The sequence below is a fragment of the Thioclava pacifica DSM 10166 genome (assembly GCF_000714535.1).
Taxonomy (GTDB): domain Bacteria; phylum Pseudomonadota; class Alphaproteobacteria; order Rhodobacterales; family Rhodobacteraceae; genus Thioclava; species Thioclava pacifica.
The window spans coordinates 190,859-212,479 of record NZ_AUND01000023.1 but is presented as its reverse complement, the minus strand read 5'-3'; the positions used below and the strand labels follow the sequence as shown (position 1 = coordinate 212,479).

The 21,621-nt window shown below is 63.7% G+C and carries 25 protein-coding genes; 8 read left to right on the top strand and 17 right to left on the bottom strand.

Features of this window, described 5'->3' with window-relative positions:
- Positions 1 to 94: 94 nt before the first annotated feature.
- Complete coding sequence (locus TP2_RS10315) at positions 95 to 919, bottom strand: uracil-DNA glycosylase (RefSeq protein ID WP_038076965.1); 825 nt, start codon at positions 917 to 919, stop codon at positions 95 to 97.
- A 97-nt stretch (positions 920 to 1,016) separates the two neighbouring features.
- On the opposite strand from TP2_RS10315, the gene TP2_RS10310 reads away from it, so the two are divergent.
- Genes TP2_RS10310 through plsY form a run of 4 tightly spaced genes read left to right on the top strand, consistent with a single transcriptional unit; the run spans position 1,017 to position 4,379 of the window.
- Complete coding sequence (locus TP2_RS10310) at positions 1,017 to 1,982, top strand: aspartate carbamoyltransferase catalytic subunit (protein WP_038076962.1); 966 nt, start codon at positions 1,017 to 1,019, stop codon at positions 1,980 to 1,982.
- Positions 1,975 to 2,460 (top strand): hypothetical protein, encoded by a 486-nt coding sequence (locus tag TP2_RS10305; RefSeq protein WP_051692462.1) that lies wholly within the window; start codon positions 1,975 to 1,977, stop codon positions 2,458 to 2,460. The genes TP2_RS10310 and TP2_RS10305 overlap by 8 nt, the downstream gene beginning before the upstream one ends.
- A 10-nt stretch (positions 2,461 to 2,470) precedes the next feature.
- Complete coding sequence (pyrC, locus tag TP2_RS10300; RefSeq protein ID WP_038076961.1) at positions 2,471 to 3,751, top strand: dihydroorotase; 1,281 nt, start codon at positions 2,471 to 2,473, stop codon at positions 3,749 to 3,751.
- Positions 3,752 to 3,770: 19 nt separating this feature from the next.
- Positions 3,771 to 4,379 carry a glycerol-3-phosphate 1-O-acyltransferase PlsY gene (gene plsY / locus TP2_RS10295; RefSeq protein ID WP_038076958.1) on the top strand — a complete coding sequence of 203 codons (609 nt, stop codon included), beginning with the start codon at positions 3,771 to 3,773 and terminating at the stop codon, positions 4,377 to 4,379.
- Between the two features lie 5 nt (positions 4,380 to 4,384).
- Here plsY and TP2_RS10290 read toward each other — a convergent pair whose 3' ends face one another.
- The gene (locus tag TP2_RS10290) at positions 4,385 to 5,116 is read right to left on the bottom strand and encodes an SDR family NAD(P)-dependent oxidoreductase (RefSeq protein ID WP_038076955.1); all 732 of its coding nucleotides are present in this window, start codon (positions 5,114 to 5,116) and stop codon (positions 4,385 to 4,387) included.
- A 153-nt stretch (positions 5,117 to 5,269) separates the two neighbouring features.
- On the opposite strand from TP2_RS10290, the gene argB reads away from it, so the two are divergent.
- From argB to trpB, 4 genes are read left to right on the top strand one after another with little or no spacing between them, the layout of a single operon-like run.
- Positions 5,270 to 6,148 (top strand): acetylglutamate kinase, encoded by an 879-nt coding sequence (gene argB / locus TP2_RS10285; protein ID WP_038076953.1) that lies wholly within the window; start codon positions 5,270 to 5,272, stop codon positions 6,146 to 6,148.
- Positions 6,145 to 6,765 (top strand): hypothetical protein, encoded by a 621-nt coding sequence (locus TP2_RS10280; protein ID WP_038076950.1) that lies wholly within the window; start codon positions 6,145 to 6,147, stop codon positions 6,763 to 6,765. The genes argB and TP2_RS10280 overlap by 4 nt, the downstream gene beginning before the upstream one ends.
- On the top strand, positions 6,762 to 7,280 hold the full coding sequence (locus TP2_RS10275; protein WP_038076948.1) for a SixA phosphatase family protein: 519 nt from the start codon (positions 6,762 to 6,764) through the stop codon (positions 7,278 to 7,280). The genes TP2_RS10280 and TP2_RS10275 overlap by 4 nt, the downstream gene beginning before the upstream one ends.
- A gap of 14 nt (positions 7,281 to 7,294) precedes the next feature.
- Positions 7,295 to 8,497 carry a tryptophan synthase subunit beta gene (gene trpB, locus TP2_RS10270; protein ID WP_038076945.1) on the top strand — a complete coding sequence of 401 codons (1,203 nt, stop codon included), beginning with the start codon at positions 7,295 to 7,297 and terminating at the stop codon, positions 8,495 to 8,497.
- A 122-nt stretch (positions 8,498 to 8,619) separates the two neighbouring features.
- Here trpB and TP2_RS10265 read toward each other — a convergent pair whose 3' ends face one another.
- The 15 genes from TP2_RS10265 to rpsM all read right to left on the bottom strand — a co-directional run bounded on the left by TP2_RS10265 (position 8,620) and on the right by rpsM (position 21,577).
- Positions 8,620 to 9,411, bottom strand: coding sequence for an amino acid ABC transporter ATP-binding protein (locus tag TP2_RS10265; protein WP_038076942.1), 792 nt, complete (start codon positions 9,409 to 9,411; stop codon positions 8,620 to 8,622).
- A gap of 13 nt (positions 9,412 to 9,424) precedes the next feature.
- The gene (locus TP2_RS10260) at positions 9,425 to 10,741 is read right to left on the bottom strand and encodes an amino acid ABC transporter permease (protein WP_038076938.1); all 1,317 of its coding nucleotides are present in this window, start codon (positions 10,739 to 10,741) and stop codon (positions 9,425 to 9,427) included.
- Between the two features lies 1 nt (position 10,742).
- Positions 10,743 to 12,008, bottom strand: a complete 1,266-nt coding sequence (locus TP2_RS10255; RefSeq protein WP_038076936.1) for an amino acid ABC transporter permease — start codon at positions 12,006 to 12,008, stop codon at positions 10,743 to 10,745.
- Between the two features lie 136 nt (positions 12,009 to 12,144).
- Positions 12,145 to 13,161 carry an amino acid ABC transporter substrate-binding protein gene (locus tag TP2_RS10250; protein WP_038076933.1) on the bottom strand — a complete coding sequence of 339 codons (1,017 nt, stop codon included), beginning with the start codon at positions 13,159 to 13,161 and terminating at the stop codon, positions 12,145 to 12,147.
- Positions 13,162 to 13,380: 219 nt separating this feature from the next.
- A complete protein-coding gene (locus TP2_RS10245) occupies positions 13,381 to 14,091 on the bottom strand; it encodes an ATP12 family chaperone protein (RefSeq protein ID WP_038076930.1) in 711 nt (236 codons plus the stop codon).
- On the bottom strand, positions 14,088 to 14,753 hold the full coding sequence (locus TP2_RS10240) for an HAD-IA family hydrolase (protein WP_038076928.1): 666 nt from the start codon (positions 14,751 to 14,753) through the stop codon (positions 14,088 to 14,090). Before TP2_RS10240 ends, TP2_RS10245 begins: the two co-directional genes overlap by 4 nt.
- On the bottom strand, positions 14,750 to 15,790 hold the full coding sequence (locus tag TP2_RS10235) for an RluA family pseudouridine synthase (RefSeq protein WP_038076926.1): 1,041 nt from the start codon (positions 15,788 to 15,790) through the stop codon (positions 14,750 to 14,752). Before TP2_RS10235 ends, TP2_RS10240 begins: the two co-directional genes overlap by 4 nt.
- Positions 15,787 to 16,164 carry a fluoride efflux transporter CrcB gene (crcB, locus tag TP2_RS10230; RefSeq protein WP_038076923.1) on the bottom strand — a complete coding sequence of 126 codons (378 nt, stop codon included), beginning with the start codon at positions 16,162 to 16,164 and terminating at the stop codon, positions 15,787 to 15,789. The genes TP2_RS10235 and crcB overlap by 4 nt, the downstream gene beginning before the upstream one ends.
- Before the next feature lie 45 nt (positions 16,165 to 16,209).
- Positions 16,210 to 17,523 carry a replication-associated recombination protein A gene (locus TP2_RS10225; protein ID WP_038076922.1) on the bottom strand — a complete coding sequence of 438 codons (1,314 nt, stop codon included), beginning with the start codon at positions 17,521 to 17,523 and terminating at the stop codon, positions 16,210 to 16,212.
- A 78-nt stretch (positions 17,524 to 17,601) separates the two neighbouring features.
- A complete protein-coding gene (locus TP2_RS10220; protein WP_038076919.1) occupies positions 17,602 to 18,192 on the bottom strand; it encodes an acyl-homoserine-lactone synthase in 591 nt (196 codons plus the stop codon).
- A 55-nt stretch (positions 18,193 to 18,247) separates the two neighbouring features.
- A complete protein-coding gene (locus tag TP2_RS10215; protein WP_038076918.1) occupies positions 18,248 to 18,859 on the bottom strand; it encodes an autoinducer binding domain-containing protein in 612 nt (203 codons plus the stop codon).
- A gap of 244 nt (positions 18,860 to 19,103) precedes the next feature.
- Positions 19,104 to 19,523: a 50S ribosomal protein L17 gene (gene rplQ / locus TP2_RS10210; RefSeq protein WP_038077662.1), complete on the bottom strand. Its 420-nt coding sequence runs from the start codon at positions 19,521 to 19,523 to the stop codon at positions 19,104 to 19,106.
- A 143-nt stretch (positions 19,524 to 19,666) separates the two neighbouring features.
- A complete protein-coding gene (locus tag TP2_RS10205) occupies positions 19,667 to 20,683 on the bottom strand; it encodes a DNA-directed RNA polymerase subunit alpha (protein WP_038076916.1) in 1,017 nt (338 codons plus the stop codon).
- Positions 20,684 to 20,803: 120 nt separating this feature from the next.
- The gene (gene rpsK / locus TP2_RS10200; RefSeq protein WP_038076914.1) at positions 20,804 to 21,193 is read right to left on the bottom strand and encodes a 30S ribosomal protein S11; all 390 of its coding nucleotides are present in this window, start codon (positions 21,191 to 21,193) and stop codon (positions 20,804 to 20,806) included.
- Positions 21,194 to 21,208: 15 nt separating this feature from the next.
- Positions 21,209 to 21,577, bottom strand: coding sequence for a 30S ribosomal protein S13 (gene rpsM / locus TP2_RS10195; RefSeq protein ID WP_038076913.1), 369 nt, complete (start codon positions 21,575 to 21,577; stop codon positions 21,209 to 21,211).
- Between the last annotated feature and the right edge of the window lie 44 nt (positions 21,578 to 21,621).

The window sequence follows — 21,621 nt, the reverse complement described above, 5'->3', positions numbered from 1 at the left end:
CCCGCCCAAATAGGCTCGGGGAATGGTTTTCTCTACGTGGCAGGGCGCCGCGTCCGTCACTTTTTCACGGATCTGCGACGGTTTGGCGCGATTTTCAGCCCTGATCGAGCCGCGCGCGCAGCGACAGGAGATCCGCCCAGGCCTCGCGCTTGGCCGCAGGGTTGCGCAGCAGATAGGCGGGGTGGGTCATCGGCAGGCAGGGCCGTCCGAAGGCCTCGGCCCAGGTCCCGCGCAACCGCAGGATGCCGCGCTTGCCCAGCGCGGCCGAACAGGCGGCATTGCCCATCAGCACGATCAGGTCGGGATCGGCCAGATCGACATGGCGGGCGAGGAAGGGCAGCATCTGCGCGATCTCGGCAGGTTCGGGATCGCGATTGCCCGGCGGGCGCCAGGGCAGGACATTGGTGATATAGAGCGCGGCTTCGGCATCGGGGGATTGCCGGGACAGACCGATCGCGGCGAACATCTTGTCGAGCAGGTGCCCCGCGCGCCCCACGAAAGGCAGCCCCTTTTGGTCCTCGTCGCGCCCCGGCGCCTCGCCGATGATCATCACCCGCGCGGCAGGCTTGCCATCGGCAAAGACCGTGTTGCGCGCACCCATCTTCAAGTCGCACAGATCATAGGCCTCGATCGCGGCACGCAGTGCTTCGAGAGTCTGGGCCTTGCCCGCAGCCTCGCGTGCCACCGCGACCGGATCGGGCCCCTCGACCAGAGCCACCTGCGCGACCGGAGGCAGGGCCGGATCGGGCTGAACCGGTGCCTCGGGGGCGCGTGCCTTCGCCTGCGCGGATTTCTCGGGCAATTCGTAGCAATCGAAGGGCTCATCCGCGATCGCGGTATCGACGCCCATCTCGAGCTGCCATTCGAGGGCAGCCAGAGCAGCGTGATAGTCGATTTCCGGGGTCGGCCGAGTCTCCATTGCGCCACCCTAAGCCGCCGCCCCGCGGCGGTAAAGCGGCTGGACGCCCGCCCCCCTCTTTGCCATAAGCGAACCAGTCTAATCGGAGCATCGCGCAATGGCTTTTCGCCCAAGGCACCTGCTGGGGATCGAGCATCTGAGCCCCGAGGATATCCTCACCGTTCTCGACCTTGCCGAACAATATGTCGATCTCAACCGCCGCACGGTGAAGAAAACCGACGCACTGGCAGGGCTGACCGCGATCAACATGTTCTTCGAGAACTCGACCCGGACGCAATCGAGCTTCGAGCTCGCGGGCAAGCGGCTCGGCGCGGATGTGATGAACATGTCGATGCAGACATCGAGCGTGAAAAAAGGCGAGACGCTGATCGACACGGCATTGACGCTCAACGCGATGCACCCGGATCTTCTGGTGGTGCGGCATGGCTCCTCGGGGGCGGTGGACCTGCTGGCGCAGAAGGTCGAATGCGCGGTCATCAATGCGGGCGACGGCAAGCATGAACACCCAACGCAGGCGCTTCTGGATGCTCTGACAATCCGGCGCGAGAAGGGCCGCATCCAGCGTCTGACCGTCGCGATCTGCGGCGACGTGGCCCATAGCCGGGTCGCGCGCTCGAACCTGATCCTGCTCGGCAAGATGGAAAACCGCGTGCGCCTGATCGCGCCGCCGACCCTGATGCCCTCGGGCGTGTCCGAGTTCGGCTGCGAGGTCTATCACGACATGCGCGAGGGGCTGAAAGACGCCGACGTGGTGATGATGCTGCGGCTTCAGAAAGAGCGCATGGACGGCGGCTTCATCCCGTCGGAGCGCGAATATTTCCACCGCTACGGGCTCGACGCCGAAAAGCTCGCCTTTGCCAAGGACGATGCGATCGTGATGCATCCCGGGCCGATGAATCGCGGCGTCGAGATTGACGGCACCATCGCCGACGACATCAACCGCTCTGTCATTCAGGAACAGGTCGAGATGGGCGTGGCGGTGCGCATGGCGGTGATGGACCTGCTCGCGCGCAACCTGCGCGCCGAACGCGGCCGCGCGCTTGCAGGAGACACCTATGTCTAAGATCGAACGCGACGAGGTTCTTAACTACCGGCCCGGCCCCGAGAGCGAATTGCCGCTCGATGAGGGCGAGAAGGTTCTGGCCGTCTTCAGCGCCGATCAAAAGCGCTACTGGACGGATCATGCTGTGCTTGCGGTGATCGGTGCGGTGCTCGTCTCGGCGGTGCTGTTCTGGCTCGACAAAGGACATCAGGTGACCATCGCCGCCTTTGCCATTGTGCTCGGCATGGCGTTGCGCGGGCTCTATTTCCGTTCGGAGGCCTTCGCGCGGCGCTGGCAGCTGACCGACAAGCGACTGATCGGGCCACAGGGCAAACAGGTGATGCTGCTCGAAATCCAGACCGTGCGCTCGCTGATGGGCGATGTGCAGATCGTGACGAAAGCCGGCGACAAGCACCTGATCCGCCACCTCGCCGACGCGGCGCCGGTGGTGCGTGAAATCGAAAGCGCGCAAGCCGCGCGCAAGCTGGTGGCGAAGTGAGGCGAGAGCGATGACCCTGTTTCTGCAAAACGCCAAGCTGATCGACCCCGAGGCGCTGACCGAGACCGTCGGCAACGTGGTCATCGACGCCGGCAAGATCGCCGCTATCGGCGACATGTCTGCGCCCGCCGATGCCGAGGTGATCGACTGCGGCGGCAAATGCCTCGCGCCTGGGATCGTGGATCTGGGCGTGAAGATCGGTGAGCCGGGGGAGCGGCACATGGAGAGCTTCCGCTCGGCGGCCCTTGCAGCTGCCGCAGGCGGCGTGACCACCATCGTCGCGCGGCCCGATACCGCGCCTGCCATCGACAATCCCGAGACGCTGGAATTCGTGCGTCGCCGGGCGGCGGACGCCCCGGTGCGTATCCTGCATATGGCGGCGCTGACGAAAAGCCGCGACGGGCAGGAGATGACCGAGATCGGCTTTCTCAAGGATGCGGGCGCGGTGGCCTTCACCGATGTCGCCCGCGTCTCGGACCAGACCAAGGCCCTGCAGCGCGCCTTCACCTACGCCGCCCATCTGGGCGTTCTGGTGATCGGTCATCCGCAGGAACCGGGCCTGTCGAAAGGCGCGGCCGTCACTTCTGGCAAGTTCGCCAGCCTGCGCGGGTTGCCGGGCGTCTCGCCGATGGCTGAGCGTATGGGGCTGGAGCGCGACCTGGCGCTGGTCGAGATGACGGGCCTTGCCTATCACGCCGATCAGATCACTACGGCGAAGGCCTTGCCCGCGCTCAAACGCGCGAAAGCGGCGGGGCTGGATGTGACGGCAGGCGTCTCGATCCATCACCTGACGCTCAACGCGCTCGACGTGGGCGATTACCGGACCTTCTTCAAGCTCACCCCGCCCTTGCGCGACGAGGAGGATCGCCTTGCGGTGATCGGCGCGGTGGCCGACGGGGTGATCGACGTGATCTGTTCGATGCACACGCCCGCTGACGAGGAATCCAAGCGCTTGCCCTTCGAGGAAGCGGCTTCCGGCGCAGTGGGACTGGAGACGATCCTGCCCGCAGCGATGCGGCTGTATCATGCCGGACAGCTGAGCCTGCCGCAGTTGTTCCGGGCGATGTCGCTGAATCCGGCGAAACGTCTCGGGCTGCCGCAGGGGCGGCTTTGCGAGGGCGCACCGGCCGATCTCGTACTCTTCGATCCGGACGCGCCCTTCGTGATGGATCGCTTCAAACTGCGCTCAAAATCTAAGAACACCCCCTTCGATACTGCTCGAATGGAAGGCAAAACGCTTGCCACATTCGTCGCGGGGGTGCAGGTTTATAGCAACAATAACGACTCATAAACGAGGCGAGGGCAGGCTTATGCCGGGAATTGAGAACGGGTCCGCTTGGCTCGGGCTGGTGGCTGCACTGGGCTACCTGCTCGGTTCCGTGCCCTTTGGCCTCGTGATCACGAAGCTCTTCGGCCTTGGCGATTTACGCAAGATCGGCTCGGGCAATATCGGCGCAACGAACGTTCTGCGGACCGGCAACAAGCCCGCCGCGCTCGCAACGCTGCTGCTCGACAGCGGCAAAGGGGCGATTGCGGTCCTGATCGCGCGCTATACGCTTGGCGAGACGGCAGCGCAGATCGCAGGTGCGGCAGCCTTTATCGGTCATATTTATCCCGTCTGGCTGCGTTTTCAGGGCGGCAAGGGGGTTGCGACCTTCCTCGGCACGATGATCGCGCTCGCCTGGCCGGTAGGGCTGGCGTCTTGCGCGGTCTGGTTGGCCACGGCGGTGGTAACGCGGATCTCTTCGCTTTCGGCGCTGGTCGCGGCGGCGGCAACGGTTCCGCTCGCCTATTTCCTCGACCATCGCGACCTGATGATGCTGGCGGCGGGCCTGTCGGTGCTGATCTTCTGGCGTCACCGCTCCAATATCGCGCGCCTCGCGATGGGCACCGAGCCCCGGATCGGCAAGAAGGCCTGAACGCCTCAGACGTGCTGACCGGCATTCACCTCGATCTCGGTGCCGGTGACGTAGCTCGACGCGTCCGAGCACAGGAACCAGATGACATCGGCCACTTCCGAGGGCTGGCCAAGGCGGCGCAGCGGCAGCTTCTCGACGATCTTCTCGGTGCCGGGGCTGAGGATCGAGGTCTCGATCTCGCCCGGTGCAATCGCGTTCACCCGCACACCCAGCGGCCCGAAATCATGCGCCATCTCGCGCGTCAACGCCTTGAGCGCGGCTTTCGAGGTCGCATAGGCCGCGCCTGCGAAAGGATGGACGCGCGACCCCGCGATCGAGGTCACATTGACCACCGCGCCTCGCGCCGCTGACAGCTCCTCCATCAATCCGCGCGCCAGCACGATCGAAGAGAAGAAATTGACGTGGAACACCTGCCCCCAGGTGCGCAGATCGGTATCGAGCGTGTTCAGTCGCTCCCCCTCCGGCCCTTTCGGCGAAATCCCCGCATTGTTGACCAGCGCGTGCAACTGCCCGTCGATCCGCTCGCGGATATCGGCGATTGCATCAATGACCTCGTCTGGTTTCGCCAGGTCCACCTGGATGTGATCCTCGCGGCCGCCGCCCCAGGGACATTTCTCGGGGAAGGGCTGCCGCGAGCAGGTGATCACCCGCCATCCTTCGGCCGCGAAACGTTTTACCGTGGCGTGGCCGATCCCTCGGCTTGCCCCCGTCAGCAGCATCACCTTGCGATCATCCATGATCCTGACTCCCGTTCTCGCGCTTGCCCCGACCCTAGACGCTTTTGATCCGAGCGCAACGGGCGTTCCAACGGGGCTCTTCCAAACGCCGCGCGAACGGTCTAGCAAGATGGGGCCACCCTGCCCGAGGACCAGCAGATGAGAAAACAGACCATGGATCGTGACTGGATCGCCACCGCCCGCACCCTCTCCGAAGCCCTGCCCTATCTGCAACGCTACACGGGCGCGGTCGTCGTGGTGAAATTCGGCGGCAACGCGATGGGCGACGACGAGGCGATGGCAGAGTTTGCGCGTGATATCGTGCTGATGCGGCAGGTCGGGATGAACCCGGTCGTGGTGCATGGCGGCGGCCCGATGATCAACGACATGCTGAAAAAGCTCGGCATCGAGAGCGAATGGGTGCGCGGCAAGCGCGTCACCGACAAGGCCACCGTCGAGGTCGTCGAGATGATCCTCTCGGGTCTCGTCAACAAGCGCATCGTGCAGGCGATCAACGATCAGGGCGGTCGCGCGGTCGGTATTTCCGGTAAGGATGACGACCTGATGGTCTGCGAGGCCGACGACCCGGAACTGGGCTTCGTCGGCAAGCCGGTCGAGATGAACGTGCAGATCGTGCGTGACCTCTACAATGCGGGGCTGATCCCGGTGATCGCGCCGGTTGCGACCGGCGTCGCCGACAACGAGACCTTCAACGTCAATGGCGACACGGCGGCCGGCGCCATCGCGGGCGCGCTACAGGCTGACCGCCTGCTGCTGCTCACCGACGTAGCCGGCGTGAAGAACAAGCAGGGCGAGGTCATCACCCAGCTCACCCCCGAGGACGTCGCCGCGCTGATCGAGGACGGGACCATCGCGGGTGGCATGATCCCGAAAGTCGAGACCGCATTGCAGGCCGTCAAGGAAGGCGTGCGCGCCGTGGTCATCGTCGACGGCCGGGTCGCCAATGCCTGCCTGCTCGAACTGTTCACCGAACATGGGGCGGGCTCGATGATCCGCTCCACGATCCCGCGCGTGCTGCCGCGCGGACGGTGATCGCGGCACTCGAAGAGGCGCTCGGTGCGCATCGGCTCTTCGTCTCGGGGCTCCTGCATGACGGGGCCGAGACGATCGCCCTGATCTCGCCTGACGAGCCGGGCTTTTGGGCCCATGTCACTGCGCAGCCCGAGTTTTCCGACGACGGCCCCGACCCGCTCGATCGCTGGTCGGAACGGGTGATCGGCGCGCTGGCGCCCCGGTTCGGTGCACGCGCCCTCTACCCTTTCACCGGCCCACCCTGGCAGCCCTTCGTCAGCTGGGCGCTGCAGAGCGGACAGAGCTTCGCTTCGCCGCTGCACCTGATGTGTCATACGCGTATGGGGCTCTGGGCCTCGGTTCGGGGCGCGCTCGCGCTGCCGGGGCTTCTCCCCCTGCCCAAACCCGCCGAAAACACCTGCGCAACCTGCCCTGCACCCTGCACCGCCGCCTGCCCGGTTGAGGCGCTTGGACCCGACGGTTACGACACCGAGGCGTGCCACGCCCATCTCGATGCGCCCGAAGGGGCGGATTGCCGCAATCTCGGCTGTCTGGCACGCCGCGCTTGCCCGGTGGGCGAAAGCTATGGCAGGCTGCCCGCACAATCGGCCTGGCATATGAGGCAATTCCATCCATGACCCCGCTCGGACACCACCGCCTGATCCTGACGCGCCACGCGAAATCGAGCTGGGACGACCCGCTCATGGAAGATCGCGATCGGCCCCTGAACGCCCGCGGTCGCGCCGCGGCGCTGGAACTGGGCGATTTCCTCGCCTCGCGGGGCCTCGAACCCGAAGAAGTGCTGTGCTCCTCGGCGCAGCGTACCCGCGAGACCTGGGATCAGGTCGCGGCTGCGGTGATCGAAACCCGGCCCGAGGTGAGCTATGTCGAAAGCCTCTACCACGCCGCGCCCGAGATGATGCTGCAAGTGCTGCGCACGGCCTCAGCGCCGACGGTGATGATGCTCGGCCACAATCCCGGCATCGCCGAATTCGCGCACCAGCTTCCCGCCCGGCCCATCCACGATCCCGATTTCCGCCGATTTCCGACCTGTGCCACCCTGATCGTCGATTTCCAGATCGCGGACTGGTCCGAGGTGATGCCGGGCCAGGGTTCGGTGCTTGATTTTTTCACGCCCACGCGGCGTGGCTGACTGGAGGAGACTGAATGGGCTATCTGAAATCCACCCCCGATGCGCAGGGGTTCTTTGGTGACTATGGTGGGGCGGAGCTGCCGCCGCCGCTGGTCCCGCATTTCAAGGAAATCACCGAGGCCTATGAGCGCCTTGCCCATTCCGCCGAATTCATCCGCGACCTGCGCTATATCCGCAAACATTTCCAAGGCCGCCCCACCCCGGTGAGCTACCTGCGCAACCTCTCTGACATGTGCGGTGGGGCGCAGATCTATGCCAAGCGCGAAGACCTGAACCATACCGGGGCCCACAAGCTGAACCATTGCATGGCCGAGGCTCTGCTGGCCAAATTCATGGGCAAGACCAAGCTCATGGCCGAAACCGGCGCGGGTCAGCATGGCGTGGCACTGGCCACCGCTGCGGCCTATTTCGGTCTCGAATGCGAGATCCACATGGGTGAGATCGACATCGCCAAAGAAGCGCCGAACGTGACCCGGATGAAATTGCTCGGCGCCGAGGTGGTGCCGGTAGGCTTTGGCGGGCGCTCGCTGAAGGAAGCCGTCGACAGCTGCTTCCAGAGCTATGTCGCCCAGGCCGATACCGCGCTCTTTGCGATCGGCTCGGTCGTCGGCCCCCATCCCTTCCCGCGCATGGTTCGCGATTTCCAGCATGTGGTGGGGATCGAGGCGCGCGAGCAATTCCTCGAAATGACCGGCCAGCTGCCCGACATGGTCGCGGCCTGCGTGGGCGGCGGTTCGAATGCGATGGGGATTTTCGCAGGTTTCATCGACGATGAGGACGTGTCCCTGCACGGGGTCGAACCGATGGGCACCTCCTCGAAACTCGGCGATCACGCCGCCACAATCACCTACGGCAAGGACGGGATGATCCACGGCTTCCGCACCATGGTGCTCGAGGATGAAAACGGCGATCCCGCTCCGGTTCACACCATCGCTTCGGGGCTCGATTATCCTGGCGTTGGCCCGGAACATGCCCATCTCTACCGCACCGGCCGCGTGAACTATTCGGCTGCCGACGATAAGGAAGCGCTCGACGCCTTCTACAAGCTCTCGCGCCACGAGGGGATCATCCCGGCGCTCGAAAGCTCTCATGCGGTGGCCTTCGCGATGCGTGAAGCAAAGGCGAACCCGGGCAAGTCGATCCTGATCAATCTCTCCGGCCGCGGCGACAAGGATATCGACTATGTCACCGAGACCTTCGGCTTCGGCGAAAGCTGATCGCGCCATTGATGGCTAATGATAAAGGGGCCGGTACACCACCGGCCCCTTCTTCTTGATCAAAATATCTCGGGGGGTGAATGGCCGCGAGGCCAGAGGGGGGCAGCGCCCCCCTGCCCCGATCAGTGCCCGAGGATCTGGCTCAGGAACTGCTTGGTGCGCTCGGATTGCGGGTTGTTGAAGAAGTCATGCGGGTTGTTCTGCTCGACGATCTGACCGTCAGCCATGAAGATCACCCGGTTCGCCACCGCCTGCGCGAAGCCCATTTCGTGGGTCACGCAGAGCATGGTCATGCCCTCTTCGGCGAGCTCGATCATCGTGTCGAGCACTTCCTTGATCATCTCCGGATCGAGCGCCGAGGTCGGTTCGTCGAACAGCATGATCCGCGGCTTCATGCACAGTGAGCGCGCGATCGCCACACGCTGCTGCTGACCGCCCGAGAGCTGGCCGGGATATTTGTCGGCCTGTTCGGGGATCTTCACCTTCTCGAGGAAATGCATCGCCGTCTCGATGGCTTCCTTCTTGGGCGTCTTGCGCACCCAGATCGGGGCCAGGGTCAGGTTCTCGAGGATCGTCAGATGCGGGAACAGGTTGAAGTGCTGGAACACCATTCCCACCTCGCGGCGGATCTTGTCGATGTTCTTCAGGTCATTCGTTAGTTCGATCCCGTCGACAACGATCTTGCCCGCCTGGTGCTCCTCCAGACGGTTGATGCAGCGGATCAAGGTCGATTTCCCCGAGCCCGAAGGCCCGGCGATGACGATCCGTTCACCGCGCTGCACGGTCAGGTCGATGTCACGCAGAACGTGGAACTGGCCATACCACTTGTTCATGTTCTCGATCTGGATCGCGACCTCGTCACTCACCGTCATGTGGCTGCGGTCGATATTCGCGTCGAAATGCGGTTCGGTCATTAGGTTTTCTCCCTTAGCGATGGTCGCGCTTGAGCCGGTTCTCGAGATACATCGAGTAACGCGACATCGCGAAGTTCAGGATGAAGAAGATGGCGCCGACGAAGATGAAGGGCTCCCAGTAGATGCCCTTCCACGCGAAATCGGCGCGAATGAAGTCCGGGATGCCCTTGAGCGGGTCGAACAGACCCACGAAGGCCACGAGGGTCGTGTCCTTGAACATGCCGATGAAGGTCGAGACGATCCCCGGGATCGAGATCTTGAGCGCCTGCGGCAGGATGATCAGCCGCTGCGCCTTCCAGTAGTCGAGCCCGAGTGCGTCAGCTGCCTCGTACTGCCCGCGCGGCAAGGCCGCGAGACCGCCCCGGATCACCTCCGCGATATAGGCGGCGGCGAACATGGTCACGAGGATCATCACCCGCAGGATGATGTCGAAATTCGTGCCCGGCGGCAGGAAGTAGTTCAGCAGCAGAGACGCCACGAACAGCAGCGTGATCAGCGGCACGCCCCGGATGAACTCGATGAAGATCACTGAGAAGGTCCGGATCAGGAACATGTCCGACTGTCGTCCGAGCGCGAGGATCACCCCCAGGGGCAGCGACATCGCGATGCCGCCCGCGCCCAGCGTGATCGCCAGCAGGAAGCCACCGAACTTCGCCGATTCCACCGGCTCGATACCAAGCGGGATAATCGCATGCAGCACACCAGCCAGCGGCGAGACGCCGAACAGCCAGAACAGGATCGCAACGATCGCACCGGCAGCAAAGCCCCCGATTGTGCCGAAGCGCGCCACGTAGTTGAAGACGACAAACGCCAGCACGAAACCGAGCGCGACAAGCACCGGCCCCCAGATCGAGCCGCCCCAGAGCAGCCAGACCGCGAGGAACGGGTAGATCGGCGTGAACCAGATCAGCTTGCGCGGCACCCATTGGAACAGCACCGGTCCAACCGCTGCGAAGAGCAGCAGGAAGGTCAGGATCGGGCGCCAATACAGCTCCGGCGGATAGAAGCCGAAGATGAACTGGTGCCAGCGATCACGGATGACGCCCCAGCAGGCGCCGGTCGCGCCGTCGCCGTATTCGGTCGTGATGATCTGACGGCACTCGGCGAGCGAGTTTGCATTCCAGACGCCGTGCAGGAACCAGGCGTAGAAATGCGAGAAGAAACCGTAGATCGCCAGGATCCCGAGAATCGTCAGCAGCGTGTTGAGCCAGCCCGAGAACAGGTTCTCGCGCAGCCATTGGATTGCGCCGGATTGGCTTGCCGGAGCCGGTTTCGGGTCCAGCATCGTGTCGCGGACATAGGCGACGGATTGGGCGTGGGTATCGCTCATCTCACCGCTCCTTCAGCTTCACGCGATTGTTGTAGACGTTCATGGCGCCCGAGATCGACAGCGAGATCGCGAGGTAGATCAGCATCATAAGCGAGATCGCCTCGAGCTCCCGGCCCGTCTGGTTGAGCGTGATCCCCCCGAGCGTCCCGCGCAGTTCAAGATAGCCGACCGCGATGGCGAGCGAGGAGTTCTTCGTCAGGTTCAGATATTGCGAGATCAGCGGCGGGATGATGACCCGCAGCGCCTGCGGCAAGATCACGAGGTTCATCGTGCGATTGGGGCGCAGCCCCAGCGCATAGGCCGCCTCGGTCTGCCCCTTGGAAATCGCGAGAATACCGGCGCGGACGATCTCGGCGATGAAGGCCGCGGTGTAGAGCGTCAGGCCGAGCCAGAGCGGGACAAAGGAGTTCGAGACATTCGTGCCGTTCTTGAAGTTGAAGCCCTGAAGGACCGGCTCGTCGGGGTTGAACCCGAGCGCGATTAGCAGCGCGAGCATCGGCACGATCAGGATCAGCGCACTTTTCCACCAGGTGGTCGGGCGCACGCCCGTCGCTTCCTGGATCTTCGCCGCGCTGGCCAGAACCCGTTTGTTCACCCAGATCGAGGCAATCAGCACCAGAACAATCGCGAGGAAGTTCAGCGAGATCGGCGCAAGCGCGGTGTCGAGAGAGCCCAGAGAGCGATCGAAATGGATCGAGGGGATCGCGGTGTAGCGATTGGTGAAGGCGATCGAGTCGAACAGCATGCTCGCGCTCGCCTCGCCCGTCGTCGGGTTGATCTTGTAGGCGTTCGGGGACGGCGCGGCCTCGGTCAGCAAGGCGATCGCCACGAGGATCCACAGCAGCAGCGGGATGTTGCGGAACACCTCGACATAGACCGTCATCAGGCGCCCCACGAGCCAGTTCTTCGACAGGCGCAGCACGCCCACGAAAATCCCAAGGATCGTCGCCGCGACACAGCCCAGGAACGAGATCCAGAGCGTGTTGATCAGCCCGACGAGAAGCGCCCGGCCATGTGTCATGTCGTTGTTATAGGGGATGATAGCGTTGCCGATATCGTAGCCTGCGCGCTGCGACAGGAAGGAGAAATTGAAGTCCTTGCCCAGAGCGCTGAGGTTCTGAATGGTGTTGTCTACGAGCCAGCCGACGAACGCCATCACGATGAAGAACACGACGACCTGAATCGTCAGCGACCTGTATCGCGTATCGTAAATGAGCTGGCTGAGCCGGAAGCCTTGGCTCTCCGGCGCGTCATGCGCGGTTGTCATTGCGTATTTCCCCTGTCGCCGCGTGCTTATCTTTGTCTGGCCGTTTTATCCCGGCCTTCGGAGGATTGGTCCCCCGCCCACGGTCTTTTGAAATTTGGTCAGGGCGCGGTTTGACCCGCGCCCTGCCAGGCCCTCCTTAGCGGAAGGGCGGAGCGTACATCAGGCCGCCCTGGGTCCACTGGGCATTGAGCCCGCGGGCCAGACCGATCGGCGTTTGCTCACCGATGGTGGCGGCGAAGATTTCACCGTAGTTGCCGTTCGCCTTGATGGCGTTGACAGCCCAGGTCTTGTCGAGGCCGATCATCGCGCCGAGGTCACCCTCGGTGCCGAGCAGGCGGTTGACTTCCGGGTTGTCGGTGCCCTTGGCCAGCTCGTCGATATTGGCCGAGGTCACGCCGTATTCTTCGGCCGCGATCAGCGCGAAGACGGTCCAGCGCACGATGTCGGTCCACTGGTCGTCACCCTGGCGCACGGCCGGAGCCAGCGGCTCTTTCGAGATGATTTCCGGAAGGATCACGTAATCCGACGGGTTGGCGAAAGCGGCGCGGGTGGCCGCGAGGCCCGACGCGTCGGTGGTGTAGGCGTCACAAGCGCCGGCGAGGAACTGCTGTTCGCCTTCGGCGTTCGAATCAACCGTGATCGGCTGATAGGACATGTTGTTGGCCTTGAAGTAGTCGGCGAGGTTGAGCTCGGTGGTGGTGCCGGTCTGAATACAAACCGAAGCGCCGTCGAGTTCCTTGGCCGAGGTCACGCCCGAATCCTTGCGGACCATGAAGCCCTGACCGTCGTAGTAGTTGGTCGCGGTGAACTGAAGCTTCAGGTCGGTGTCGCGCGAGAAGGTCCAGGTGGTGTTACGAGCCAGCAGGTCGACTTCGCCCGAGCCGAGCGCGGTGAAGCGGGTCTGACCGGTGGTCGGGACATATTTCACTTTCGACGCATCGCCGAGGACCGCCGCAGCGACCGCCTGGCAGATCGCCACGTCGAAGCCGGACCAGTTGCCGTTCGCATCCGGCGCCGCGAAGCCGACGAGACCGGTGTTCACGCCGCAGATCAGTTCGCCGCGCGACTTGACATCGTCAAGCGTGGCAGCACCCGCCAGACCAGCGGTCAGCGTGGCGGCCGTCAGCGCGCCGAAAAAGACGGATTTCTTCATTTTTACCTCTTCCTGTTTCGCCACCCTCTCGGGGCGGTTCTTTGGCCCGGTTCGGACCTGGTCGATCGTGTCTCATGACACGGAGTAACAAAAGAGTGGTCCAATTGATCAAAGAAGGTCAAGCCCACTTTCCAATTTCCGCGAGCGCAACTGCACATTTGATCAGCAGGTGCCAATGACTTCGGCAAAACCTCGGGCAGAGTGCGAAATCGCACATGCTCACCTTTGGGCGAGCTCCCAGATTCGTCCCGCGTCACACAGGGCCTCACGCTTGAGCGATGCGATCTCCGCCGCCTCTTCGTCCTCGCCCCATTGCGCGATCTGCCAATCCTCGTCGAGACGCGAGAGTTCCCAGGCCTCCAAGGCCGTCAGACGCCCCCGCGCCACCGCGAGCCCGAGCACCAGCGAGCCGGTGATGCCGACGAGATCGTGCAGAGCTGCCAGCGCGAAGGGATCGCAAGCCGCAACCTCGGCGCGAAGCCGGGCCAGCGCGTCCTGAGATTGCGCCACAGGCAGAACTCCTGCTGTGACAGTCAGTCGCAACCCGTAGGTCTGCGCCGCCCAATCGAGCAACGGGTCCCATTTCTCGGCCTGAAGCGCGACCAGTTCGGCCGGTTTGTCGGCGCGGTAGCACAGCAGATCGGTCTCTCCATATTCCGCGACATGGGTGACGACCTCGTCATGCTGATGTGTGACTTTGTCGATCGCGGCATTGGCCGAGCGGGTGACGGGCATCGTGTGAGGCGCGATCTTGTCCTCCTGTGCGTCCCATTCGGCGGCGATCGCCTCGGCTAGCGCGCGGGTCGGCACGACGAGCGGCGCCTTGGCGGGGGTCTTCACCGCGCGCCCGTCGAGCGCCACGCCGAAGCCGCCCTCGGCCTCCGTCACCGAGGTCTCCTTCCAGAACCGCTTCGCCGCCCATTCGCTCATGCACTCATCTCCCACAGTTCGAGAAGCGCCGCCTCCAGCGCCTCGAAATCACTCACCATGCGATGCGCGCCCGCGGCCTCCAACTCGGCGTGCGGGTGATAGCCCCAGCGCACGCCGATCGTGGCGACGCCCGCGCTGCGGCCCATCTCGATATCGAAGGTCGTATCGCCGATCATCACCGCATCCGCGGCACTCACCCCGGCATCGGCCAGCGCCGCGCCGATCATCGAGGGGTGCGGCTTCGAGGGGTGATCGTCGGCGGTCTGGGCGCTGATGAACAGCCCCTCGAGCCCGTGATGGGTCAGGAGCGCACGCAGCCCGCGGCGCGATTTGCCGGTGGCCACCGCCAGCAGCATGTCGTCGCGCGCGGCGAGCTTGCGCAGCAGTTCCGCCGCGCCGGGGTAGAGCGGCGCGGGGCTCGCGGCGCGCTGGGTGAAATAGCTCTGCTTGTAGCCTTCGACGATCTGCTCCTGCGTGGCGGCGTCCAGTTCCGGCGCGAGCCGCGCCACTGCGAGCGGCAGCGACAGACCGACGATCTGCAAGACCGAGGATGCAGGCGGCGCGGGCAGGCCCGCCGCCTCGAAGCCCAGCGTCATCGCATGGGTGATATGGGTCTGGCTGTCCGAGATCGTGCCGTCGACATCAAAGATCGCGAGCTTCATTTCAGATCCTCGAACGGGTCGGCGGGCACGTCATTCTCGTGCCAGTCCAGCAGATCCCAGGTCCGTTTCATATGCTCGGGCAGCGGCGCGGTGAGCGTGATGCGCTTGCCGGTCACCGGATGATCGAAGCTGATCTGCCGGGCATGCAAGTGCAGCTTGCGGGAAATCTCGCCGCCCAGTTGCGCGCCCCAGCCATCACCGAGATTCTCCTGCCCCGAGCCGCCATATTTGCCATCGCCGATGATCGGGTGGCCGATCTCGGCCATATGCGCGCGTAACTGGTGCGTGCGCCCGGTGATCGGCACCAGCGCGACCCAGCTCACCCGCTGCCCGAGGATGTGCAGCGTGAAGTAATCGGTCGTGGCGCGCTTGGCACCTTCGGTTTTGTCGATCTTGGCGGGGTGGATGCAGATCATCTTCTCGCCCTCGCCACCACGGCCATGGCCCGGAGCCTTCACGAGGCCGAAGCGGATCGTGCCGGTCTTGGGCTCGGGCGCGCCAGCGACGGCGGCCCAGTAGATCTTGCGGGTGGTCTTGGCGCGGAAGGCTTCCGACAGGCGGCGCGCGACGCGGTCGGTGCGCGCCAGCAGCAGCACGCCCGACGTGTCCTTGTCGAGGCGATGCACCAGCTTCGGCTTATCCTTGTAGCCGAACATCAGCGCCTCGCTCAGCCCGTCGACATGGCGGTTGCCCTGCCCCGAGCCGCCCTGCGAGGGTAGACCCGGCGGTTTGTTGAGCGCGATGATATGCTCGTCCTTCCAGAGCACGCAGCTCTGGATGAATTTCGCATCGGCGTCGGAAATACCCTCGTGCTTCGGCTTCGGCGCTTCATCGGGGATCGGCGGCACGCGGATCTCCTGACCCGGCGCCACGCGCGCATTGGCCTTCACACGACCCTTGTCGACGCGCAGATCGCCCTTGCGGCAGAACTTCTCGATCATGCCCTGCGAAAGCTGCGGAAACTTCTTCTTCAGGAACCGGTCGAGACGCTGCTCGCCATCTTCTTCGGTCACCGTGATATGTTGCACACCGCTCATAGCATTGCCCGCATCATATGAACGCCCGCGATCAGGCCGATCAGCGCCGCGACCAGCGTGAGGCCGACATAGAAGGCCGCGAGGCCCGTCTGGCCCCGCTCGATCAGCGTCCATGTTTCAAGAGAGAAGGAGGAATAGGTGGTGAAGCCGCCCAGCACCCCGGTCGCGAGAAACGCGTTCCAATGGGTCAGCTGCTTGTCACCGAGGAAGGTGATCAGCATCCCCATCAGGAAGGACCCGAGAACGTTGACCGTGATCACGCCAAGCGGCATCGGCTGCGGGCCGAAGCTGCGCATCAGCCCCACACCCACCAGATAACGTCCCGAGGCGCCGATCGCACCGCCAAGCGCGACCTGCAAAACCGTTGAAAGCATCGCTGTCTCCTTTGGGCGCCCTTGGACCTGCGACGGGCGAAAATGTCAAGTTTGGCGGCGCTCGCGCTGCTTGGAGAACCAGTCGAGGCGCTTTTTCAGCTCGCGCTCGAAGCCGCGTTCGACGGGCTGATACAGGACGGGGCGCTTCATCGTGTCGGGGAAGAAGTTCTGCCCCGAGAACCCGTCCTCGGCATCGTGGTCGTATTGATAGCCCGCGCCGAAGCCCTGTTCCTCCATCAGCTTCGTCGGTGCGTTCAGGATATGCATCGGCGGCGGCTCGGAGCCGGTGCGCTTGGCCTCCTTGCGCGCGGCCTTGTAGGCGATGTAGCCCGCATTGGATTTCGGCGCGAGCGCGAGATAGAGCACCGCCTGCGCCAGCGCCAGCTCCCCCTCGGGCGAGCCGAGCCGTTCGTAGGTGTTCCACGCGTCGATGCAGAGCACCTGCGCCTGCGGATCGGCCAGCCCGATATCCTCGACGGCCATGCGGGTGATGCGCCGGGCGAGGTAGCGCGGGTCCTCCCCACCCTCGAGCATCCGCGCAAACCAATAGAGCGCGGCATCGGGGTCCGAGCCGCGCACCGATTTATGCAGCGCCGAGATCAGGTTGTAATGCTCGTCGCCCGACTTGTCGTATTTCGCGGCGCGCTTCATCAGCCGGGTCGAGAGCGCGTCAGTATCGAGATTGCCCGTCACCTTCCAAGCCGCGACCTGCTCGATCAGGTTCAGAAGCGCCCGCCCGTCGCCATCGGCCATCTCCAGCAGCGCCTCGCGCGCCTTGCCGGTCAGCGGCAGCGGCTTGCCAAGCGCTTTCTCGGCCCGCTGCGCGAGCCGTTCGAGATCGGCCAGATCGAGCCGTTGCAGGATCATCACCTGCGCGCGGCTCAGCACAGCGGCGTTCAGCTCGAAGCTCGGGTTCTCGGTGGTGGCGCCGACCAGCAGGATCGTGCCGTCCTCCATATGCGGCAGGAAGCTGTCCTGCTGCGCCTTGTTGAAGCGGTGGATCTCGTCGACGAACAGGAGCGTTCCCCGGCCTTGGGTGCGGCGCAGCTTGGCGGCCTCGAAGACCTTTCGCAGCTCGGGCACGCCAGTGAAGATCGCGGAAATCTGCACGAAGGCACGGTCGGACGCATCGGCCAGCAGCCGCGCGATCGTCGTCTTGCCCACACCGGGCGGCCCCCAGAGGATCAGCGATCCAAGGCTACCCGCCGCAAGCATCGCCCCCAGCGGCCCGTCGGGACCGAGTACCTGCTCCTGCCCGATCACCTCGGAGAGCGATTTCGGACGAATTCGATCCGCCAGCGGACGAGGTGCCTCGGCTGCGGGTCGGGAAGGGGTTGGAGAGTCGAAGAGATCGGCCATGATGGTCGTGAAGGTAGTGCCTCGGCCGGTGCTCGAAAAGCCCCCGCGCGTGTGGGCGCGCGGGGGCCTTGTCTGCAATCAGTGGAGGTTCTGCGAGAAGTCCATCGAGACGACCTGGTTATTGATGCCGTCGATCTCGAGAACCGGGCCCATCGCGGTCATGTCCACGCCGACGCGCCCCGCCCAACGCGGCCAGTTCGCATTGAGCAACGTGAGCGCCGAACGTGCGCCCAGACGACGCGCAGCATTGCCGATCTCCATCACCAGCTTGGCATGGACCCGGCGGCGCATCGAGGCGGGCACATCATGGGCCACGAAGAGGCGCGAGCTTTCCCAAACCGTCTCGGCGACAGGCGCTTCTTCGTAGAGAAGATGCGACGGGATCGTGTCGAGCAAGCCGCGCTGCGCATCGCGGATCATGTAGGTATAGATGCCGCATTTGGTGGTGGTGGGCGTCAGGCGATTGCCCGCGAGCACCTTGCCCAACTCGTCATGGACGACGACCCAGCGGCTGGCCGGCGTGTCATATTGGTCGTATTCCATGCCCATCGCCTCGGGCAGGTTCCATTTGTTATGGACGATGAAAAGCTCACGCCGAGCGCGAAGCATGTTCGCAAACAGCTCGCCATGGTTGTGGAAATTGGTGAACGAAAGCGTAGTGGTCTGCATGTCTTCCTCCTGCAGGGTTGGTCGGTCAAATCAGCCGTGCGGAGGGCGACAGCCACTAGAGCAGTCGAAAGTCCTTGGCGCGCTGGATGGCTTCGGCCGTAGTCCGGGCCATTAGCCGTGTTCGCGCAGAGTTCAGACGCGCCTTGAGAGCGCTTTCAGAAATACCCAGTTTCGCGGCTGCTGCCGCATGTCGGTCGCCCCCAGCAACACAGCGCAAAGCCTCGATCTGGGCCTTGGTGAGCTCCTCGGGGGGTTCGGTCATCCCGTGCAACTCGCACACGATCTTCTCGAACATACCGATCTCTTCGTCGAAGAATTCCCGATCGTCGCGGGCAAAGCTCGCGATGGTGCGGGACCGGATAGGTCCACAGGAGACCGTAACCCCGTATACGAGGCCATATTTCCGGGCTTCATCGAAGAGGTGGAACGGATCCGGAAGGCGCGGGTCGCTCCACCGGATCGATCCGGTCTCGCTAAACCCCCACGCGGTCATCGGGTCTCGCAGCACATATCCATTCTCGGTGTAATGATCGAGCCAGGCCTTGTCATAGGTCTGGAAGGTCATCAACGGCGCCGTGAAGCGGATATGCAACCCAACAAAAAAGCCGCGCGGAGCCAAACGGCCCAACTCTCTCAGCTTCAGATCGATTCTGCTCTGTATCGACATACCTTTTTAGACAGGTTGGGAAAAATCCGGTCAACTTAAAAGTGTTAACCGATTTACGGCTTCCGTTGGGTCACCGCAGCGAAGGGGATAATCTGGGCAGAAGCCGGATGCTGGGGGTGTCTCCGGTACTGCGAACCCAATCTGCCCGACGAGAAGGGCGAAATGAGGGCAATAAAGAAAAATCCCGCCTCGAAAGGCGGGATTTTGTGGTCTTTTCATGGTCCGATTGGGACGGGCGCGAGGATCAATCCTCAGCGGCCTCCTCGGCTTCGACACGCGCCTTGTCGGCAGCGCCTTTGGCAGCCGGGTCGCGGTCGACGAATTCGATGATCGCCATCGGCGCCATGTCACCATAGCGGAAGCCGGCCTTCAGGACGCGGACGTAACCGCCCTGACGCTCGGCATAGCGCGGGCCCAGGATGTCGAACAGCTTCGAGACGTACTGGTCCTGCTTGAGCTGTGCGGCAGCCTGACGGCGGGCATGCAGATCGCCACGCTTGGCGAGCGTGATCAGCTTCTCGATGACCGGACGGAGTTCTTTCGCCTTCGGCAGGGTCGTCTTGATCTGCTCGTGCTCGATCAGCGAGCCAGCCATGTTGGCGAAGAGCGCCTTGCGGTGCTCATGAGTACGGTTGAGGCGGCGGTAGCCACGTGCGTGACGCATTGTCATTCTCCAATCTTGCGTTTTGCTTTGTCAGGCCGGCGATGCGTGTCACCGGCTCACCTTGGGGCCTCTCGACCCAGATCGTCCCCGGCAGCCCGGGCATTTCGTGAGGGGCGTTTAGCCAACGCCCCTCAAATCGTCAATCAGAACTGGTCTTCGAAACGCTTGGCCAGATCTTCGATGTTCTCCGGCGGCCAATCCTCGACTTCCATTCCGAGGTGCAGGCCCATGCCCGAGAGCACTTCCTTGATCTCGTTGAGCGACTTGCGGCCGAAGTTCGGGGTGCGGAGCATCTCGGCTTCGGTCTTCTGGATCAGGTCGCCGATGTAGACGATATTGTCGTTCTTCAGGCAGTTCGCCGAACGCACCGAAAGCTCCAGCTCGTCCACTTTCTTCAGAAGAAGCGGGTTGAACTCGAGACCGTCGTCCGCGTCCTGCTTCGAAGCCGATTCCGGCTCTTCGAAGTTCACGAAGATCGACAGCTGATCCTGGAGAATGCGGGCAGCGAAGGCCACCGCGTCTTCCGCCGAGATCGAACCATCGGTTTCGACCTTCATGGTCAGCTTGTCATAGTCGAGAACCTGACCTTCGCGGGTCGGTTGCACTTCGTAAGCGACTTTCTTGACCGGCGAGTAGATCGCATCGACCGGGATCAGGCCGATCGGCGCATCCTCGGGACGGTTCTTGTCAGCGGCGACGTAGCCTTTGCCGGTGTTCACGGTCAGCTCCATGAACAGGTCGGCGCCATCGTCAAGGTGACAGATCACGTGATCCTTGTTCAGGACCTCGATACCGGCGGTCTCGGTGATGTCGCCAGCGGTCACGACACCCGGGCCCTTGGCCGAGATCGAGAGACGCTTCGGACCTTCGACATCCATGCGCAGCGCGACGCCCTTGAGGTTCAGCACGATGTCGGTGACGTCTTCACGCACACCGGCGACCGAGGAGAACTCGTGCAGGACGTTGTCGATCTGAACGCTGGTGATCGCGGCGCCCTGGAGCGACGAGAGCAGCACGCGGCGCAGCGCGTTGCCGAGCGTCAGGCCGAAGCCACGCTCGAGCGGTTCGGCGACGATGGTCGCCTGGCGCAGCGGGTCGTTGCCGGGCTTGATTTCAAGCTGCGTCGGCTTGATGAGTTCGGCCCAATTCTTGTGGATCATGCGTTTGCCTCCATACCAGTCCCAGACCCATGCCCAAAGTCGGGGACGCCCGAGGATAAAACCGAAAAATGCGGCAGGGCCGCGCGGAGAATCCGCACGGCCCGACCGTCGTAATCTAGATCAGACGCGGCGACGCTTCGGCGGGCGGCAGCCGTTGTGAGCGATCGGGGTCACGTCACGGATCGAGGTGACGGTGAGACCGACAGCAGCCAGCGCGCGCAGCGCCGATTCACGACCCGAACCGGGGCCCTGAACTTCGACGTCCACGGTGCGCAGACCGTGTTCCTGAGCCTTCTTGGCCGCATCTTCTGCAGCCATCTGGGCGGCATAGGGGGTCGACTTACGCGAACCCTTGAAGCCCATCGTGCCAGCCGACGACCACGAGATCGCATTGCCCTGCACGTCCGAGATCAGGATCTTGGTGTTGTTGAACGAGGAGTTCACATGAACGACGCCAGCGGCGATGTTCTTGCGTTCCTTGCGCTTAGCGCGAACCTTATCACGAGCCATTGTTCCTGCCTCCCCTTACTTCTTCTTGCCGGCGATCGGCTTGGCCGGGCCCTTGCGGGTACGGGCGTTGGTATGGGTGCGCTGACCGCGCACGGGCAGGTTGCGGCGATGACGCAGGCCACGGTAGCAGCCGAGGTCCATCAGGCGCTTGATGTTCATCTGAACTTCACGGCGCAGGTCGCCTTCGACGGTGTGGTTGGCGTCGATGTATTCGCGGATCGCGAGCACTTCGGCGTCCGAAAGCTCGTTCACGCGGCGGGTCTGGTCGATGCCGGTGGCTTCGCAGATCTGCTTGGCCGAGTGGGGACCGATCCCGGTGATGTAGGTGAGTGCGATCGGGACGCGTTTCCCGGTCGGAATGTTGACGCCAGCAATACGTGCCAAAGCGCTTATCCTTTCGTTGCGAGCCCGTAACCCCAGGCCCTTTT

Bases quoted from the DNA above. Each gene is read 5' to 3' on its own strand.
- TP2_RS10315 (WP_038076965.1), bottom strand. From the start codon at position 919: ATGGAGACTCGGCCGACCCCGGAAATCGACTATCACGCTGCTCTGGCT.
- trpB (WP_038076945.1), top strand. From the start codon at position 7,295: ATGGGCTATCTGAAATCCACCCCCGATGCGCAGGGGTTCTTTGGTGAC.
- rpsK (WP_038076914.1), bottom strand. From the start codon at position 21,193: ATGGCTCGTGATAAGGTTCGCGCTAAGCGCAAGGAACGCAAGAACATC.
- TP2_RS10245 (WP_038076930.1), bottom strand. From the start codon at position 14,091: ATGAGCGAATGGGCGGCGAAGCGGTTCTGGAAGGAGACCTCGGTGACG.
- TP2_RS10255 (WP_038076936.1), bottom strand. From the start codon at position 12,008: ATGACAACCGCGCATGACGCGCCGGAGAGCCAAGGCTTCCGGCTCAGC.
- crcB (WP_038076923.1), bottom strand. From the start codon at position 16,164: ATGCTTTCAACGGTTTTGCAGGTCGCGCTTGGCGGTGCGATCGGCGCC.
- argB (WP_038076953.1), top strand. From the start codon at position 5,270: ATGGATCGTGACTGGATCGCCACCGCCCGCACCCTCTCCGAAGCCCTG.
- TP2_RS10225 (WP_038076922.1), bottom strand. From the start codon at position 17,523: ATGGCCGATCTCTTCGACTCTCCAACCCCTTCCCGACCCGCAGCCGAG.
- TP2_RS10310 (WP_038076962.1), top strand. From the start codon at position 1,017: ATGGCTTTTCGCCCAAGGCACCTGCTGGGGATCGAGCATCTGAGCCCC.
- TP2_RS10265 (WP_038076942.1), bottom strand. From the start codon at position 9,411: ATGACCGAACCGCATTTCGACGCGAATATCGACCGCAGCCACATGACG.
- TP2_RS10205 (WP_038076916.1), bottom strand. From the start codon at position 20,683: ATGATCCACAAGAATTGGGCCGAACTCATCAAGCCGACGCAGCTTGAA.
- TP2_RS10305 (WP_051692462.1), top strand. From the start codon at position 1,975: ATGTCTAAGATCGAACGCGACGAGGTTCTTAACTACCGGCCCGGCCCC.
- TP2_RS10215 (WP_038076918.1), bottom strand. From the start codon at position 18,859: ATGTCGATACAGAGCAGAATCGATCTGAAGCTGAGAGAGTTGGGCCGT.
- TP2_RS10235 (WP_038076926.1), bottom strand. From the start codon at position 15,790: ATGAGCGGTGTGCAACATATCACGGTGACCGAAGAAGATGGCGAGCAG.
- TP2_RS10240 (WP_038076928.1), bottom strand. From the start codon at position 14,753: ATGAAGCTCGCGATCTTTGATGTCGACGGCACGATCTCGGACAGCCAG.
- TP2_RS10250 (WP_038076933.1), bottom strand. From the start codon at position 13,161: ATGAAGAAATCCGTCTTTTTCGGCGCGCTGACGGCCGCCACGCTGACC.
- TP2_RS10275 (WP_038076948.1), top strand. From the start codon at position 6,762: ATGACCCCGCTCGGACACCACCGCCTGATCCTGACGCGCCACGCGAAA.
- plsY (WP_038076958.1), top strand. From the start codon at position 3,771: ATGCCGGGAATTGAGAACGGGTCCGCTTGGCTCGGGCTGGTGGCTGCA.
- rplQ (WP_038077662.1), bottom strand. From the start codon at position 19,523: ATGCGTCACGCACGTGGCTACCGCCGCCTCAACCGTACTCATGAGCAC.
- TP2_RS10220 (WP_038076919.1), bottom strand. From the start codon at position 18,192: ATGCAGACCACTACGCTTTCGTTCACCAATTTCCACAACCATGGCGAG.
- TP2_RS10290 (WP_038076955.1), bottom strand. From the start codon at position 5,116: ATGGATGATCGCAAGGTGATGCTGCTGACGGGGGCAAGCCGAGGGATC.
- pyrC (WP_038076961.1), top strand. From the start codon at position 2,471: ATGACCCTGTTTCTGCAAAACGCCAAGCTGATCGACCCCGAGGCGCTG.
- TP2_RS10260 (WP_038076938.1), bottom strand. From the start codon at position 10,741: ATGAGCGATACCCACGCCCAATCCGTCGCCTATGTCCGCGACACGATG.